The organism is Rhizobium sp. BK196 (assembly GCF_014193255.1).
Lineage (GTDB): Bacteria > Pseudomonadota > Alphaproteobacteria > Rhizobiales > Rhizobiaceae > Rhizobium.
Map to the genome: position 1 here is coordinate 286405 of NZ_JACHZB010000002.1, position 15301 is coordinate 301705.

Annotated in this window: 17 protein-coding genes; 14 read left to right on the forward strand and 3 right to left on the reverse strand. The window is 58.5% G+C overall.

Going from position 1 to position 15301, the window contains the following annotated elements; translation table 11 throughout:
- Positions 1 to 150 precede the first annotated feature (150 nt).
- The 11 genes from FHT78_RS07925 to FHT78_RS07975 all read left to right on the forward strand — a co-directional run bounded on the left by FHT78_RS07925 (position 151) and on the right by FHT78_RS07975 (position 11858).
- Complete coding sequence (locus FHT78_RS07925; protein WP_183742315.1) at positions 151 to 1092, forward strand: dihydrodipicolinate synthase family protein; 942 nt, start codon at positions 151 to 153, stop codon at positions 1090 to 1092.
- Between the two features lie 597 nt (positions 1093 to 1689).
- Complete coding sequence (locus FHT78_RS07930; protein WP_183742317.1) at positions 1690 to 2406, forward strand: GntR family transcriptional regulator; 717 nt, start codon at positions 1690 to 1692, stop codon at positions 2404 to 2406.
- Entirely contained in the window at positions 2403 to 3317 is a 915-nt protein-coding gene (locus tag FHT78_RS07935) for a dihydrodipicolinate synthase family protein (protein ID WP_183742319.1), read from the forward strand. Before FHT78_RS07930 ends, FHT78_RS07935 begins: the two co-directional genes overlap by 4 nt.
- A complete protein-coding gene (locus FHT78_RS07940; RefSeq protein WP_183742321.1) occupies positions 3310 to 4827 on the forward strand; it encodes an aldehyde dehydrogenase in 1518 nt (505 codons plus the stop codon). The genes FHT78_RS07935 and FHT78_RS07940 overlap by 8 nt, the downstream gene beginning before the upstream one ends.
- Entirely contained in the window at positions 4824 to 6170 is a 1347-nt protein-coding gene (locus FHT78_RS07945; RefSeq protein WP_183742323.1) for an FAD-binding oxidoreductase, read from the forward strand. The genes FHT78_RS07940 and FHT78_RS07945 overlap by 4 nt, the downstream gene beginning before the upstream one ends.
- Before the next feature lie 78 nt (positions 6171 to 6248).
- On the forward strand, positions 6249 to 7100 hold the full coding sequence (locus FHT78_RS07950; protein WP_183742325.1) for a glycine betaine ABC transporter substrate-binding protein: 852 nt from the start codon (positions 6249 to 6251) through the stop codon (positions 7098 to 7100).
- Positions 7101 to 7185: 85 nt separating this feature from the next.
- The gene (locus FHT78_RS07955) at positions 7186 to 8277 is read left to right on the forward strand and encodes a glycine betaine/L-proline ABC transporter ATP-binding protein (RefSeq protein WP_183742327.1); all 1092 of its coding nucleotides are present in this window, start codon (positions 7186 to 7188) and stop codon (positions 8275 to 8277) included.
- A gap of 22 nt (positions 8278 to 8299) precedes the next feature.
- Positions 8300 to 9148: an ABC transporter permease subunit gene (locus FHT78_RS07960; protein ID WP_183742329.1), complete on the forward strand. Its 849-nt coding sequence runs from the start codon at positions 8300 to 8302 to the stop codon at positions 9146 to 9148.
- Positions 9145 to 9996 (forward strand): ABC transporter permease subunit, encoded by an 852-nt coding sequence (locus FHT78_RS07965; protein WP_183742331.1) that lies wholly within the window; start codon positions 9145 to 9147, stop codon positions 9994 to 9996. Before FHT78_RS07960 ends, FHT78_RS07965 begins: the two co-directional genes overlap by 4 nt.
- 108 nt (positions 9997 to 10104) lie before the next feature.
- Positions 10105 to 11115, forward strand: coding sequence for a GlxA family transcriptional regulator (locus FHT78_RS07970; protein WP_183742333.1), 1011 nt, complete (start codon positions 10105 to 10107; stop codon positions 11113 to 11115).
- A 2-nt stretch (positions 11116 to 11117) separates the two neighbouring features.
- A complete protein-coding gene (locus FHT78_RS07975; RefSeq protein ID WP_183742335.1) occupies positions 11118 to 11858 on the forward strand; it encodes an MOSC N-terminal beta barrel domain-containing protein in 741 nt (246 codons plus the stop codon).
- Between the two features lie 309 nt (positions 11859 to 12167).
- Here the strand turns inward: FHT78_RS07975 and FHT78_RS07980 are convergent, their stop codons facing one another.
- Both FHT78_RS07980 and FHT78_RS07985 read right to left on the reverse strand, forming a co-directional pair.
- The gene (locus FHT78_RS07980; RefSeq protein ID WP_183742337.1) at positions 12168 to 12530 is read right to left on the reverse strand and encodes a helix-turn-helix transcriptional regulator; all 363 of its coding nucleotides are present in this window, start codon (positions 12528 to 12530) and stop codon (positions 12168 to 12170) included.
- 47 nt (positions 12531 to 12577) lie between these two features.
- The gene (locus FHT78_RS07985) at positions 12578 to 12757 is read right to left on the reverse strand and encodes a hypothetical protein (protein ID WP_246715189.1); all 180 of its coding nucleotides are present in this window, start codon (positions 12755 to 12757) and stop codon (positions 12578 to 12580) included.
- A gap of 107 nt (positions 12758 to 12864) precedes the next feature.
- Between FHT78_RS07985 and FHT78_RS07990 the strand changes: the two genes are divergently transcribed.
- Positions 12865 to 13416, forward strand: coding sequence for a hypothetical protein (locus FHT78_RS07990; protein ID WP_183742341.1), 552 nt, complete (start codon positions 12865 to 12867; stop codon positions 13414 to 13416).
- Between the two features lie 29 nt (positions 13417 to 13445).
- Positions 13446 to 13637 (forward strand): hypothetical protein, encoded by a 192-nt coding sequence (locus tag FHT78_RS07995; protein WP_246715191.1) that lies wholly within the window; start codon positions 13446 to 13448, stop codon positions 13635 to 13637.
- Here FHT78_RS07995 and FHT78_RS08000 read toward each other — a convergent pair.
- Positions 13606 to 14661 carry a LysR family transcriptional regulator gene (locus FHT78_RS08000; RefSeq protein WP_183742345.1) on the reverse strand — a complete coding sequence of 352 codons (1056 nt, stop codon included), beginning with the start codon at positions 14659 to 14661 and terminating at the stop codon, positions 13606 to 13608. The genes FHT78_RS07995 and FHT78_RS08000 overlap by 32 nt on opposite strands.
- 374 nt (positions 14662 to 15035) lie before the next feature.
- On the opposite strand from FHT78_RS08000, the gene FHT78_RS08005 reads away from it, so the two are divergent.
- Positions 15036 to 15287, forward strand: coding sequence for a hypothetical protein (locus FHT78_RS08005; RefSeq protein ID WP_183742347.1), 252 nt, complete (start codon positions 15036 to 15038; stop codon positions 15285 to 15287).
- Positions 15288 to 15301: the final 14 nt, after the last annotated feature.

Genomic DNA, 15301 nt, shown 5'->3' on the forward strand with positions numbered 1-15301 from the left:
GCAAAACACCCGCACCATTATAGCAGTGCTTAGCTCAGCGTTGAGGAGAAGTCGTTCTGTATTTTTATTGTCGACAAGAAGTCGGCAAGATGCTAAATGCCCCCTCAACCCCACTGTCCGGGGAGTTTTCAAGAGAACGAGAGATAGGCGATGACTGGTTCCGTATTCCAAGGCTGCATTCCGGCGCTCATGACGCCCTGCCACGATGATCGTAGCCCCGACTTCGATGCGCTTGCCCGCAAAGGCAAAGAACTGGTCAGCCTCGGCATGTCCGCCGTCGTCTATTGCGGCTCGATGGGCGACTGGCCGCTCCTGACCGACGAACAGCGCCAGGAAGGCGTCAAGCGCCTGGTCGAGGCGGGTGTTCCCGTCATCGTCGGCACCGGTGCCGTCAACACCAAGTCGGCCGTCGCACATGCCGCTCATGCGGCGGCTGTGGGTGCCAAGGGGTTGATGGTCATTCCCCGCGTTCTGTCGCGCGGTTCGTCCGTTTCGGCCCAGCGGGACCATTTCTCGGCGATCCTCGGAGCGGCCAAGGGCCTGCCGGCGGTCATCTACAATAGCCCCTATTACGGTTTTGCGACGCGCGCCGACCTGTTCTTCGATCTGCGCTCCCGCTTCTCTAACCTCGTCGGCTTCAAGGAGTTCGGCGGCAAGAGCGACATGACCTATGCGGCCGAAAACATCACGTCGGGCGATGATGCGCTGACGCTGATGGTCGGCGTCGATACCGGCGTCTATCACGGCTTTGTCAATTGCGGGGCAGGCGGCGCCATCACCGGCATCGGCAACGCGCTGCCGAAGGAAGTGCTGCATCTCGTTTCGCTCTGCGAACAGGCAGCCAAGGGCGATGCGGCTGCCCGCAGCGCCGCCCGCGAGCTCGAAGAGGCGCTGATGGTTCTGTCGACCTATGACGAAGGTCCAGATCTCGTGCTGCACTACAAGTATCTGATGGTGCTGAACGGCGAGAAGGAATACACGCTGCATTTCAACGAGACCGACAAGCTCAGCAATTCGCAGCGCCGTCACCTCGAAAACCAGTATCGCCTGTTCAAGACCTGGTACGCTGCGCGTTATCCGAACGCCGCCTGAGGCTATCAAAGCGCTACTGGCCTCGCAGTCCTGTTGCGAGGCCGTTCAAGACAGGCGCCGCCCATCACCTATTCACCGTGCCCGAAGCAAACGAATTGCTTCCAAGCTTCAGATACCGAAGGCTTTAGCGATCTGCGCATCTGATGAAGGGCGCAATGACGGTGGAGCTGGCTAGACTCAAGAACTACCTTTGAATGCCTCATGGCGGAAGCGCCCATGGTTGCCTCTCGCGGAGAGAGCGAGCCGACCGGAGGCATGATCCTCAGACCATCACCACAGTCCGTTCGGAAACCTCCTCGCGAACGCGATCGCCTCCATTGCCAGGAGATCCTGGCATTTTCACGCGGAACCAGCGTTTTAGTTCTGAAGCGAGCCTGGCCGGTAGCACGTGCGAAACGCCAATTCCTGAACACCGATTACTTCTCCCTTAACGCTTGTTTGCTGCCGAGATCTCGAAAGCCGCGTTGGCCGCCGCCGCGACGGCTTCAAAGATTGTATAATTGTTGATCTAATTAATGTGTACGCAAAGTACACAATTTATTGACTCCTGACGCAACCGGTGTATCGTCTGCCGCAAGGAACGAGGAGCGAGCCCGAATGGCCAAGGCGACCAAGAGCAACCTGTACGAAGATTTGAAACGACAGATTCTGACGATGGAACTCGATCCCGACGCCGATCTCGACGAGGTCAGCCTAAGTGAGCGCTACGGCCTGTCGCGAACGCCGGTTCGGGATATTTTCCGCCGGCTGGCCGGGGAGGGCTATATAGACATTCGCGAAAATCGAGGCGCGCGGGTCATTCCGATGAACCATGCGACGCTGCGCAACTTCTTCCTCGTCGCTCCGATGATCTATGCCGCGATCGGAAGACTGGCCGTGCAGAATTTCAAGCCAGCTCAGCTCGCCGACCTCAAGCAGACGCAGGAACGCTTTCGCACTGCCAGCAGCAATATGGACGCGCTGGCAATGGTTCTCGAAAACAATCGCTTTCATGAGATCTTCGGCGAGATGTCGGCGAATGCTTATCTGCAGCCGAGCCTAGGTCGCCTCCTCATCGATCACGCCCGGATCGGGCACACCTTCTTTCGTCCGCGCAACGAAGACATGAAGAGGCGTTTACAGCTGGCTGTCGATCATCACGACGGCTTCATCGAAGCGTTGGGCGCACACGACGAGGACACTGTCGTCGATCTTGTTTTCGAACATTGGGAACTCTCGCGCGAGAACATGGAGATGTTCATTGCTCCGCAGGGGCTGAAGGCGGATTCCCCGGTTGGCGGTCCCGTCACGCAATCATTGGAGAAGTCATCGTGAAGTTCGAGGGGATATATACGCCGGCCGTGACGCCGCTCGACGACAGCGGACAGATCGACCGGAAAGCTTTTGCGGCCGTGCTGGAATCTCTCATCGACGCGGGCGTTCATGGCATCATCGTCGGCGGGTCGACAGGTGAATACTATGCTCAGACCAGTCAAGAGCGTTTTGACCTCGCGTCTTACGCAAAGGACGTCCTCGGCGGCCGGACCCCTCTCATCGTCGGCACCGGCGCTACCCGCACCGAGGATTCTGTCGAGTACGCCAAGGCTGCCAGGCAGATTGGTGCAGATGCCATCCTTGTTTCATCGCCACCTTACGCGCTGCCCACCGAGCGGGAAAATGCAATTCATGCACTGACCGTCGACCGCGCAGCGAACTTGCCCATCATGCTCTACAACTACCCGGCGCGGATGGGCGTCATGATGGGTGAGGAATATTTCTCGCGCGTCAGCAAATCGAAGAATGTCATCGCCATCAAGGAAAGCTCCGGCGACATGGGCAATCTGCATCTTCTTGCCCGGAAGTTTCCGCACATCTCGCTTTCCTGCGGCTGGGACGATCAGGCGCTCGAATTCTTCGCATGGGGTGCAAGGAGCTGGGTCTGTGCGGGTTCGAACTTCCTGCCCCGCGAGCACGTCGCTCTCTATGAGGCCTGTGTCATCGAGAGGAACTTCGACAAGGGCAGAGCGATCATGGCCGCGATGCTGCCGCTCATGGATTTCCTCGAATGCGGCAAGTTCGTCCAATCGATCAAGCACGGATGCGAGATCATCGGGCTGAGGACCGGCTCTGTGCGCGCTCCGCTCCGTCCTCTCAACTCTGAAGAAAAACGAACATTGCAGACCGTCGTCTCCACCTTGAAGCGCACGGTCGGCCAGATAACGTCGGGAGCCAATCGCCATGCATGAACCGTTGACTGCCGCTGAATACAAGGCGATCGCCGCCGACCTCAGATTTCCGGCAAATGCCTTCATCGACGGCTCTTTCTGCCCGGCGAAGTCGGGGCGTGTTTTCCGCTCCACGAACCCCGCGACCGGCGAAGTGCTCGCCGACATTGCGGCATGTGATGCGACCGACGTCGATCACGCTGTGCTCAAGGCCCGTCAATCCTTCGAGGACGGACGCTGGCGGCTGCGCTCACCCGGCGAGCGCAAGGAAATACTGCTCAAGCTCGCCAAGCTCATCGAGCGCAATCGTCATGAGCTTGCCGTCATGGAGAGCCTCGACAGCGGCAAGCCGATCCGGGAGTGCCAGACCGTCGATATACCGGATACGATCCATACGCTTCGCTGGCATGCCGAACTGATCGACAAGCTCTACGACAACGCGGCGCCGGTTGGAGCGAATGCGCTGGCCATGATCGTGCGCGAACCGATCGGCGTGGTCGGATGCGTTCTGCCGTGGAACTTTCCGCTGCTGATGCTTGCCTGGAAGATCGGCCCGGCGCTCGCCGCCGGATGTTCCATCATCGTCAAGCCTGCCGAAGACACGACGCTGACCACGCTGCGTATCGCCGAACTCGCCCACGAGGCCGGCGTGCCTGCGGGCGTTTTCAATGTGGTGACGGGAAGCGGCAAGGAGGTTGGCGAGCCGCTCGGCATGCATATGGACGTCGACATGATCGCCTTCACCGGATCGACGCCGACGGGCCGGCGGTTTCTGCGGTATGCCGCGGATTCCAACCTCAAGAAGGTGGTGCTCGAATGCGGCGGCAAGAACCCGGCGGTCGTCCTCGACGATGTGGAGGATCTCGATCTCGTCGCCGAACAGGTCGTCAATGGCGCCTTCTGGAATATGGGCGAGAACTGCTCGGCCACGTCGCGTCTGATCGTTGACGCCAAGGTGAAGGACGAATTGCTGCAGCGGATCGGCGCCTATATGCGGGAGTGGCGGACCGGCGATCCGCTCGATCCGGAAAACCGGATCGGCGCGCTCGTGAGCAAGGCCCATTTCGAGAAGGTTACGTCCTTCCTCGACGATGCAAGGAAGGAAAAGCTCTCGCTCGCCCATGGCGGCCAAACGCGCGACGGCGTCTTTGTTGAACCGACGGTCGTTGACGGCGTGACACGTTCTAGCCGGCTGTTCCAGGAAGAAATCTTCGGGCCGGTTCTTTCGGTCACGACCTTCAACACGATTGCCGAGGCAGTCTCCCTTGCCAACGACACGAATTATGGACTAGCGGCGTCGGTCTATACCGGAAGCCTTCGCAGCGCGATCAAGCTCTCGCGCGAAATCAGGGCGGGCGTCGTGACGGTAAACTGCTTCGGCGAGGGCGACGCGACCACGCCGTTCGGCGGTTATAAGGAATCCGGCTTCGGCGGCCGCGACAAGTCGGCATTCGCCCACGACAATTACTGCGAGCTGAAGACCATCTGGATCGACGTGTCGGATCGGTCCGTCGACGAGACAGTCAGATGACACGGCACGTCGTCAAACGGCTGCCGGTCGACACCGGCGTTTCAGGTTGGGAAGCGATAAGCCAACGCGGCTTGCCAACCAAGGCACTCGACAGTGATATCACCGCCGACTGGCTGATTATCGGCGGTGGCTTTGCCGGGTTGTCGGCGGCACGCCGCCTCTTACAGCACCGCCCAGAGGACAAGATCGTCGTCCTCGACGCGCGGGAGTTAGCCAAAGGGCCGGCAGGTCGCAATTCCGGTTTCATGATCGACGTGCCGCACAATCTGTCGTCGGGCGAATATTCGGTTGCGGACGAAACCTCCACGAAGGCGGAGATCGCACTGAACCGGCTGGCGATTGCCTTCGCAGCCGGTGTCGCAGCCGAATTCGGGCTATCCAAGGAAACGTTCGATCCATCCGGAAAGGTCAACGCCGCCGCTTCGGACAGGGGGCTGGCGCTGAACGACAATTACCGGCGTTCGCTGGAAAGGATCGGCGAGGATCACCGTGTTCTCGACGCCGACGACATGCGTCGAATGACCGGGACGACCTATTATCGTGGCGGCCTTTATACGCCGGGCGCGGTGATGATCCAGCCAGCCGACTATATCCGTGGCCTGGCGCGCGGATTGCACGAGAGGGTCTCCATTTTCGAGCATTCACCGGTCCTGGAACTCTCGCGGGAAGGTCGCCACTGGAAGGCCCGCTCCAACCGCGGATCGGTCTCAGCACCCAAGGTCATACTCGGCGTAAACGGCCATATCGAAAGCTTCGGCCACTTTCGCGGCCGGCTGATGCACATCTTCACCTATGCATCGATGACATCAGCCTTTTCTCAAAACGAATTCGGCACCACGGTCACCGGCATCGATCGCTGGGCGCTGCTGCCTGCCGACCCGATGGGCGCAACTGTCCGAAAGATCACATCGAATGGCCGCTCCCGCATCGTGATCCGCACGCGCTTCACCTATGACCCGGGCCTTAAGGTTTCCGAGCGGCGCGTTGCCGGGATCGCTGCCGAGCAGCGGCGGTCGTTCGATGCGCGCTTTCCGCAGATGGAAGGCCTGCCCCTGGAGTTCAGCTGGGCGGGTGCGTTGTGTCTCAGCCGGAATCATGTTCCGGCCTTCGGCGAAGTGGAGGAGGGGCTTTATTCGGCCTGCTGCGAGAACGGCCTTGGAACTGTCAAGAGTACGCTTGCCGGCATGATGGCCGCCGATCTCGCGGCAGGCGTCGGCAGCCCGCAGCTCGACCAATACAGAAACCAGCCGGAGCCGACCAGGCTGCCGCCCGAGCCTTTCGCATGGCTCGGCGTCAATTCGGTCATTCGATTTCAGGAATTGCGTGCAGGCCGCGAGGGTTGATCCATCGCCGCGCAATGTGAGGCTCAGCGGTTCGCAGGGCTTCACCAAAAATGGGAACAGGAACTAGGAGTAATAACAATGAAGACTTTGTGGAAAGCGCTCTGCGCGGCCGCCATTGTCGGGATCAGTATGCTTCCCGCCCGTGCGGAAGAAAAGACCATCAACATGGGCACGCTGTCCTGGGAGGACCTGACACCCATTACCGGCATCACCAAGAAAGTACTGGAAGACGCCGGCTATACCGTCAAGGTCACGGAATTCTCCGAATGGGGGATCGCCTATGCTGCCCTTTCCAAGGGCGACATCCAGGTGCTTGCTTCGCAGACCGACTACGTGGCGCAGGACTACTGGAACAAAAACAAGAACCGGCTTGAAAAGATCTCGCCGGTCTCGCATGGCCTCTACCAGGGTATTGCGGTCCCGAAATACGTGCCGATCGACACGATCGAGCAGCTTAATGAAAACGCCGATAAGTTCGGCGGCAAGATCATTGGGATCGAGCCGGGCTCGGGCCTGATGCGGGACGCTTCCAACGCCGTCAAGGATTACGGCCTGAAGCTGCAGCTCGTCGAAGGCAGTACCGCGGCCATGACCGCCGCGCTCAAGTCAGCCTATGACCGACAGGAATGGACGGCCGTGACGATCTGGGAGCCGTCATGGATGGTGCAGAAATATCCGATCAAATATCTCAAAGATTCCAAGGGTATCTTCCCGCCGCCCCAGAGCTATTACTGGATCGGCCACAAGGGTTTTTCCGAAGAAAACCCGCATGCCCGTGAAGTCATGGCAAGCGTCTATGTACCGCTGGCCGACATCACGGCGATCAACGGTGCCGTCAACGAAGGAAAGACGATGGACCAGGCGGTTCAGGATTGGGTCGGCGCGCACGCGGACCTGATCAAGCGCTGGGAAAACATCAAGAAAGATTGATGTGACATGGCCGTTCGGTATGCCGGACGGCCACTTCTAAACCCAATGACAGAAGCCAGCTCGAATTGGCTCGAAGGGGATCGCTATGAAAGCAGCAAATGCCGATGCCAATGACATCCTGATCGACTGCCAATCCCTATGGAAGGTCTTCGGGGACAAGTCAGCTGCCGCAATGAAATCCATTACCGATCGCGGGCTGGGCAAGAAAGAGGTGCTCAAGGAATTCAACTGCGTCGTCGGCGTTTCCGACGCGAGCCTGCAGGTGAGGCGCGGTGAGATCTTCTGCATCATGGGCCTTTCGGGAAGCGGAAAATCAACGCTGATCCGCCTGCTCAACAAGCTCATCACCCCGAGTTCCGGAAAAGTTTTCTTGAAGGGCCGGGACATTGCGGCCCTGTCGACGACAGAGCTCCGGCATATGCGCGCAAAGAACATCGGCATGGTGTTTCAAAGCGTAGCGCTTCTGCCGCATCGAACCGTCCTCGACAACGCCGCCTTCGGGTTGGAGGTCCAGGGCATTTCCAGGTCCGAGCGTCACAAGACGGCAAGGGCCGCCCTCGAAACCGTGGGTCTTGCAGATTGGGTCGATCGCTATCCGACGGAGCTGTCGGGCGGCATGCAGCAACGCGTCGGGCTTGCCCGCGCGCTCGCTTCGGATCCGGAAATCATCCTGATGGACGAACCCTTCAGTGCTCTCGATCCTCTGATCCGCCGGCAGCTGCAGGACGAGTTTCGGCAACTCACCAAGTCGCTTGGCAAGTCCGCCGTCTTCATCACCCATGATCTCGATGAGGCAATCCGCATCGGCGACCGCATTGCCATCATGAAGGATGGCGTCATCATCCAGACCGGAACGGCCGAAGAGATTATTCTCAATCCTGCCGATGATTACGTCGCCGAGTTCGTGGCGGGTATCTCGCGGCTCCACCTGATCAAGGCGCATTCCGTGATGCACAGCGTTACCGAATTCCAGCGCAGCACGCCAAATTCCGATATTTCCGCCTTGGTGCGCACCACTCCCGATGCGGACATCGATGAACTGATCACCCTCACCATGCAGTCGGACCGCGATGCCATCGCAGTCGTCGATAACGGCCAGGTGGTCGGTGTCGTGACACCCCGCAGCCTCCTGATGGGAGTCAAGGGAACATCGACCAACGATCGCGCGGCCGCCTGACGGCCAACGGGAGCTGAGTGACATGGACGTTTCAAGCTTTACAGACACGTTCGACGAATGGACGGACGCCGCGCTCGAATGGGTGAGCGACAATGGCGAGACACTTTTCGACAATATCCGATGGGTGCTCGAAAGCCTCTATGACGGCATACTTTGGCTGCTCCAGTTTCCGCCGTTCTACGTAGTGGCAATTGCGATTACCCTCATTGGCTGGCGGCTCGTAAACGTCTGGTTCGCTGCCTTGAGCGGCGTTGCGCTTGCTCTCTGCTTCTCGATGGGATTGTGGCCCGAAACGATGAGCACCCTGGCGCTCGTCCTCACCGCAACCGTGCTTGCGCTTGCTCTCGGCATCCCGATCGGCATCGCGGCAGGCTTCTTCACCGCGCTCGATCGCTTCATGGAACCTGGTCTTGATCTGATCCAGACGCTTCCGCCTTACATCTACCTTTTGCCGGCCATCGCTTTGCTGGGTTACGGACCGGCAACGGCTCTCATTGCGACGATCGTGGTGGCTATGCCGCCGGCAATCCGGCTGACCTCGCTCGGCATTCGCATGACGCCGAAGGCCTTCATCGAACTGGGCGAGGCGAACGGCATCACGCCCTTGCAGATGTTCTTCAAGATCCGGCTGCCATTTGCACTTCCGAGCATTATGGCTGGTATCAATCAGAGCCTGATGATGGCGTTCGGCATGGTCGTGATTGCGGGGATCGTCGGCTCAGGCGGGCTCGGAGAAACCATCTATGGCGCGATCCGGACACTCGATATCGCTACTTCGATCAACGGCGCGATCGCAATCGTCGTCCTGACCATGGTACTTGACCGTATAACCCAGAGCGCGGCCCGGCTTGGGACGGGGAGACAGTCATGAATCCTCCGCTTCTTCAATTTTCGCCAGGCGCATTTTTGGCCCCGGCAGTCGATTGGCTCAATACCAATCTTCATCCGTTGTTCTTTGCGATCAGCTATATAGTCGAATCCGTTCTTTCCGGAATCGAGGCGGCACTTCTCTTCGTGCCGCCCTATGCGCTGATAGCCGCCGTCGTGATCATCGCTTTCTTTGCCGTCAGCATCCGAACAGCCATCCTTGCAGGGCTTTGCCTTGGCTTCTGCCTGATCGTCGGATTTTGGACCGCATCGATGCAAACAGTTGCCCTTGTAACGGTCGCCGTGCTGATTTCGGTGCTGATTGCCTTTCCGCTCGGTGTCCTCTGCTCTCGATACAAAACTCTGGCAGCCGTCGTCCGACCTATCCTCGACGTGATGCAGACCGTTCCACCCTGGGTCTATCTGATCCCTGCGGTCATGATCTTCAGTCTTGGACGCGTGCCGGCGATCATCGCGACCATTGTCTACGGCATTCCACCGATGCTGCGTCTGACAACATTGGCATTTAACCAGGTGCCAAACGAATTCCGTGAACTCGGCAGCGCGATCGGTGCGGACGCACGCTCGGTGCTGTGGAAGATCGAAATCCCGTTGGCGAAGCAGACACTGCTGGTCGGACTCAATCAGTGCATCCTCCTTTCTCTGGCGATGGTTGTTCTGGCGGGTCTTGTCGGGGCAGGGGGGCTTGGCGCCGAGGTTACGCGTGGCCTGACGCGCATGGAGATGGGATTGGGCTTGCGGGCGGGACTTGCAATCGTAGCGGTTGCGCTCCTGCTCGACCGGTTGAGCCGCGGCCTGCTCGACAAAACTCCAGCGCCTGCCAGCCACTGAGGGGCGTCCATGAAAAACAGCATCTACTGCATCGACGCCCTGCCCGCGGGAATCCGGTGCGCCTCGCAAGATCCAGTAAAAAATGCTGCAGCGACAGGAGGCATGACGATGAGACCAGATGACTTTCGCTCGGGAGAAGGAGCCTCCGTTCCCAAACAGCTCAAGGTCGGCTTCGTATTGGCGAGGTCCTTCACGCTATCGGCCTTCGCGCTCTTCGTCGACACGCTGCGGCTTGCGAGCGACGAATTCGATCGCTCGGGGAGGGTCCTTGCCGACTGGCAGGTGCTCGGCAGCACGCGTCATCTGATCACCTCGAGTTGCGGCGTGCAGGTTGCGCCGACATCGGACTTTGTAGACCCTGGCCGCTTCGACTATCTCGTGGTGGTCGGCGGCTTGTTGACCGTGGATCGGCCGGTTGATCAGGAAACAATCGCATTCCTGAAGCGCGCTTCCGCTCAACGTGTGCCGTTGATCGGGCTGTGCACCGGTACATTCATTCTTGCCGAAGCAGGCCTGATGGAAAACCACCAGAGCTGCGTAAGCTGGCTGCATGCCAATGCATTCAAGGAACGGTTTCCGCACTTGCCGGTTCGTTCAGACCGGCTGTTCAATCTGGACCGCAATCGCGGATCGTGCGCGGGCGGAAGCAGTGCGGCTGACATGGCCGCGCTTCTGGTACGGCGGGCCATCAGCCCGGAGGCAGAGCGTAACGCGCTGGAAGTCCTGCAGATCGAAAAGGCCCGCTCGCCGGCTGATGTTCAGCCGCACAGGCCGCTCTACGAAAATTACGAGGATGACCGTGTGAGAGCTGCGATGATCATGATGGAGCAGAACATGGAGTTCGGCATATCGATCCCTGCCTTGGCTTCTTCCGTCGGGCTCTCGCGCCGCCAGCTCGAACGCGTCTTCCTGGATAAGGCAGGCATGTCGCCGGCCCAGGCTTACAAGCGCGTGCGTCTGGAGCGGGCCAAGGTTCTGCTCGCGCACTCGAAGCGCTCGATGATCGAAATTGCGCTGGACGTCGGTTTCGAGAACGCCTCGCATTTCACTCGGGCCTTCAAGCGAACTTTCGGAGCGACACCATCGCAAGTCCGCGCGAACCTGGTCGAAAGCCACTGAACATGAGCTCTGTCGGCGTGATCAAAGAATTATGGCGCTACCCGGTCAGCTCTGTAACCGGTGAGATGCTCGATAAGGCAAGCATCTCCGACAAGGGAATGGACGGCGATCGGCGCTACGCGCTCGTCGAGGTCTCGACTGGCATCGTTGCTCATCCCGAACGCGACAAGCGGTGGCAAAAGGCGGTTTATGTGCGCTCGCGGACGGCCGCAAACGGCGCGGTCGAGGTGCAGGTGCCGGACCACTCGTGGCTCGGGGTCGCGCAGGCGGAGCTGTCCGTCGCTCTGACTGAATTTTTCGAATTCGAGGTAGAGGTCAGGCCCTACGAGCGTTCGGTGCGCGAAGATGACAAGCAGAGATTCGCAGTCGATCGGTACGATGTGTCGCCTGTCCATCTCTTGACAACAGCATCGGTAGACCATCTCCGACAGCTTCATCCGGCCGGCAATCCCGACCGGCGCAGATTCCGACCCAACATCTATGTGCAGGCAGAAGCTGACATCACCGGTTTTGCCGAGCTCAATTGGATTGATCGTCCAATCCTCATGGGATCGATCGCAGGAAAGGTGATCGCACCGACGAAGCGATGCGGCTTTGCAATCATTGCTCAGGAGGGGCTTGATAATGACCCTGAAATTCTTCGCAATGTGATGAGGTTCGGAGGCCGGCATATGGGCGTTTACTGCCGTCCTCACCATAGCGGGATGGTGCAGATTGGAGATGTGATCTCACTTGCCGATTGAGGCAGTCAACCAAAGTTGCCGGTCGCTGCAAGGCGCGCGATCGCTACGGTCTATCTCACCGGCCGGTCGCATCGATCCTTGCTTTCAGGCTCAGGTCAGCACATGCCAAGCGCACTGGATTGAACACGCCGCAGGCGGACGATACGACAGTCGCGCATGTGGACGAACCTGGCACGGGTGTCGGCTTAGGGCTCCCGTCGCGGGCGATGTGCGTGCGTCGAAAAAGACGATCACGGTGTCGCGGTCGAAACTACTCTGCAATCTATCTGCTATCGATCCCAGATGGCCTCGCGCCTTCGACCAGGCTGTTCAGGCGTTCTCAACTTGCTGGGTTGATGAAGCCAGGGAGTGGATCAGCATCGTCAGATTGCGTCGGATCTTCAGATCCGATATGCGCTCGATTTCCCTGGCAAGATAGCCTGCCTCGTCCTCGACGCCAGCGCCCGCCTCGGTTTCGATGCCGTTGACGAACCAGCCGGCATCCACTTTCATGAAGCCGCATAACCGCAGCATGACTGCGACCGACAGGCGGTTTGTCCCATTCTCGTATTTCTGGATCTGCTGAAACGCGACGCCGATGTGCGTAGCGAGCTCGCTCTGGGTGAAGCCGCGAGCGGCGCGCACGGAGCGTAATCTCTGGCCGATTGCCAAATTCAGTTCCTGATCTTTCATACCTATCCTTGAGAATACTTTCGTCGACTGCAGATCTTAAAGGTACTTTACATGATCGGCTTTTGAGGTCCACCTACATCCGTCAAAAGCGTCAGTTGTTCTTTGAGTTGCCGCTGCTCTCTCTCCGACAGACGCGCAATTTCATTTTCGACGAAGCTCGCAATGGCGCGCGGATCGTCGCCAAACCGGCGTGCCCCTTCCGCGCAGAGAGCGATGATGGTTGCCATCGGATTGGCAGGGTCCGTCATTTTTGAAATCCCCCCTGAAATCTTCGTCCTTCGCGCAGCACGCGTTCTGGAGTTGAAGTGGGTTGTACAGACAAAGAGGCCGACCGATGGTGAACAAATATCCCAATCTTCGATGCCAAGTCGCAACGACCCCGGATCATGTTCGGGATGCGATGATCTTGCGAAGTATCTGCTTTGTCCACGAGCACGGTATCTCGCCCTCCTTCATCTTCGACGGTAATGATCACCAGGCCACGCATTTCGTCTTTTATGATGGCGAAGAGCCGGTTGGTTCCCTTCGCATTCGCTGGTTCGCCGACTTTGCCAAGTATGAACGAACCTGCTTCCGCGAAAAGTACCGACACCCTTTTACGGTTAAGCGTTGCATTCAGATGACCTTCGATCACGTGGCGCGCAAGGGCTATACGAAGGTTCTGACCCAGGCCGAGCAGCGCCTTGCGCGATTGTGGACCATCCTGTTCGATCTGGAGATCGTAGACAGCCCGCCAGTGGAGATCGCCGGTCATCCGGAGCCGTACCTGACCGTGGTCGGCACGATCCCCGCATCATCGGACCCGATTACCATGGAAAGCAGCAGTGCCATGCTGTTGCGCGTCGAAGGTCAGTGGGACGCGCCGAGTTCGTTTGAGACAGCATGACAATGGCAGGTTTGAGGAACGCGGGCAACATGTCCGCAACGGCTGCGCTGCAGGAGGAAATTCTCACGCGCACGAAACTGCACACCGAAATGGTGCGGCGTCTCATCAACGATCCAACAGTGCAGCCGGTCGAGCTCGCCGGTTTCCTCGAGGACGTCGCAAACATCTATCTTTCGATTTCGGAAGAGCTCAGCGAAATTGTGAAGGCGGAGGAGCGATAGTTTCGAGCATCTTGCGCAAGCTCTCTTCCTGTTCGTGTCGGCCGGACGGAAAGGTCAATCTGCTGCTGAAAGACGGGTTGGTCCTGAAAGTATCGACGATCCAGTCATAGACGGCGGCCACAGGTCTCGATTGCCGGCGATTGGCAACCGAGGTCAGATAGATCGGCAGGGCGACATGCACGCCAAGGTCAAGCGGCACGAGTTCGGGATCTGCGAGCACGTAATTGCCGAGCAAGCCCACGCCTGCGCCATTGCGAACGAGGGCAAAGTAAGCGAGCGAATTCTCGCAGTTGTGGGTTTGGTGGCCGGCTTCCACGAGGCCGCGCCAGCCGTTCCAGGTCTCTCGATCGGAGTCATAATAACTGCACTGCACATAGACATGCTGGGAACTGAACTGCAGCTGCGGAACGCCCGATTTCTTCAGATAATCACGGCTGGCAACCGGGATAAGATGAAGAGTGCCGATCTCGACGCACTCGACATCTGCTCTGGAAATCGGAGAGAGCGAGATCATCAGATCAGCCTGGTTCTTCTCGAAGTTGACGAGCGACACCTGTTCCCGAATGTCGAGATTGAGGCGCGGATAATTTTCGTTCAGCCGGGGTACGGCGGGAGCGACGATGGCAACGGCAAGGCCGGAGGTCACGCTGACGGCAACCCGACCGGTGACGGCATCCATCTCATCCTTCAGGTCGTTGGAAAGGGCAAACAGCTGGAAATCGAGCTCTGCAACCTGGATGGCGAGCTTGCGGCCGGTTTCCGTCAGCGTGACGCCGGAAAAGGTCGAGATGACGAGTTGCGAACCGATCTGGTCCTGAAGGCGCTTCACATCGCGACTGACAGTTGGCGCACTGGTGCCGAGCAGCTCGGCGGCTTGAGCAAAGGAGGGACTTTTGGCCACCGCCAGAAACGTCCTGAGCTCGCGCCAGATCGGCCGCGAAAGAAGTCCTCTGATTTCAAGTGGCGATTTATCCAGATCGGCGCGTTCACTGCCGAACGGAAGAGGAGGGAAGGGTTTGTTCAAGACCGCCTCGCGTATTAGTGGAGGCGCAACAATATACTTAATCTGGGATTACGAGCAATTGTTGAGGATTGGCAGTTTATCGATGCACTGAAGTCGCCGTTTAACAATCGCGACCGTCAATTTTTAGCGGCAGCTTATAGAATGCTATCTATAAGATGTATTGGTATATTTCGGAACCGAAAAAATCGCGATTTTGTCGTATCTTAAATCGTGTTACTCGATCGTTTACGCAACCCATAGGCTGTGTTAGCGTTTGTGGCGGGCAAGATCCGATTCAATTCCGTTTATAGATCGATGCAGGCGGACCTGCTCGATCGCGAAACTTTCGCCAGGCTCGGAGGCAAATCAAGGCGATGGCCGATGGAATTTCTGATATGATTGATAGCAATGGGCCGGTGGGATTCCTGCGGCTCTTCCGTCTTATTTCTGCAGCGAGAGAGAGCGCCTCGTCATTGGTGCTCATGGATCTCGTGCGTCTGATGGATATGGCGCTCATGCAGACAGCGCTCGACTGGGAAGGGCTTGATGCCGAAAACCTCGATGAGCGCGCTTTCCTGAACCTCATCCGCGAGAAGCGGGAAATTGCGGATAGGCTGCATATTCACGCGGTCCCGAACTGGCGATGATCATCGCCAGCTTC

Bases quoted from the DNA above. Each gene is read 5' to 3' on its own strand.
- FHT78_RS07925 (WP_183742315.1), top strand. From the start codon at position 151: ATGACTGGTTCCGTATTCCAAGGCTGCATTCCGGCGCTCATGACGCCC.
- FHT78_RS07930 (WP_183742317.1), top strand. From the start codon at position 1,690: ATGGCCAAGGCGACCAAGAGCAACCTGTACGAAGATTTGAAACGACAG.
- FHT78_RS07940 (WP_183742321.1), top strand. From the start codon at position 3,310: ATGCATGAACCGTTGACTGCCGCTGAATACAAGGCGATCGCCGCCGAC.
- FHT78_RS07945 (WP_183742323.1), top strand. From the start codon at position 4,824: ATGACACGGCACGTCGTCAAACGGCTGCCGGTCGACACCGGCGTTTCA.
- FHT78_RS07950 (WP_183742325.1), top strand. From the start codon at position 6,249: ATGAAGACTTTGTGGAAAGCGCTCTGCGCGGCCGCCATTGTCGGGATC.
- FHT78_RS07955 (WP_183742327.1), top strand. From the start codon at position 7,186: ATGAAAGCAGCAAATGCCGATGCCAATGACATCCTGATCGACTGCCAA.
- FHT78_RS07960 (WP_183742329.1), top strand. From the start codon at position 8,300: ATGGACGTTTCAAGCTTTACAGACACGTTCGACGAATGGACGGACGCC.
- FHT78_RS07965 (WP_183742331.1), top strand. From the start codon at position 9,145: ATGAATCCTCCGCTTCTTCAATTTTCGCCAGGCGCATTTTTGGCCCCG.
- FHT78_RS07970 (WP_183742333.1), top strand. From the start codon at position 10,105: ATGAGACCAGATGACTTTCGCTCGGGAGAAGGAGCCTCCGTTCCCAAA.
- FHT78_RS07975 (WP_183742335.1), top strand. From the start codon at position 11,118: ATGAGCTCTGTCGGCGTGATCAAAGAATTATGGCGCTACCCGGTCAGC.
- FHT78_RS07980 (WP_183742337.1), bottom strand. From the start codon at position 12,530: ATGAAAGATCAGGAACTGAATTTGGCAATCGGCCAGAGATTACGCTCC.
- FHT78_RS07985 (WP_246715189.1), bottom strand. From the start codon at position 12,757: ATGGCAACCATCATCGCTCTCTGCGCGGAAGGGGCACGCCGGTTTGGC.
- FHT78_RS07990 (WP_183742341.1), top strand. From the start codon at position 12,865: ATGGTGAACAAATATCCCAATCTTCGATGCCAAGTCGCAACGACCCCG.
- FHT78_RS07995 (WP_246715191.1), top strand. From the start codon at position 13,446: ATGTCCGCAACGGCTGCGCTGCAGGAGGAAATTCTCACGCGCACGAAA.
- FHT78_RS08005 (WP_183742347.1), top strand. From the start codon at position 15,036: ATGATTGATAGCAATGGGCCGGTGGGATTCCTGCGGCTCTTCCGTCTT.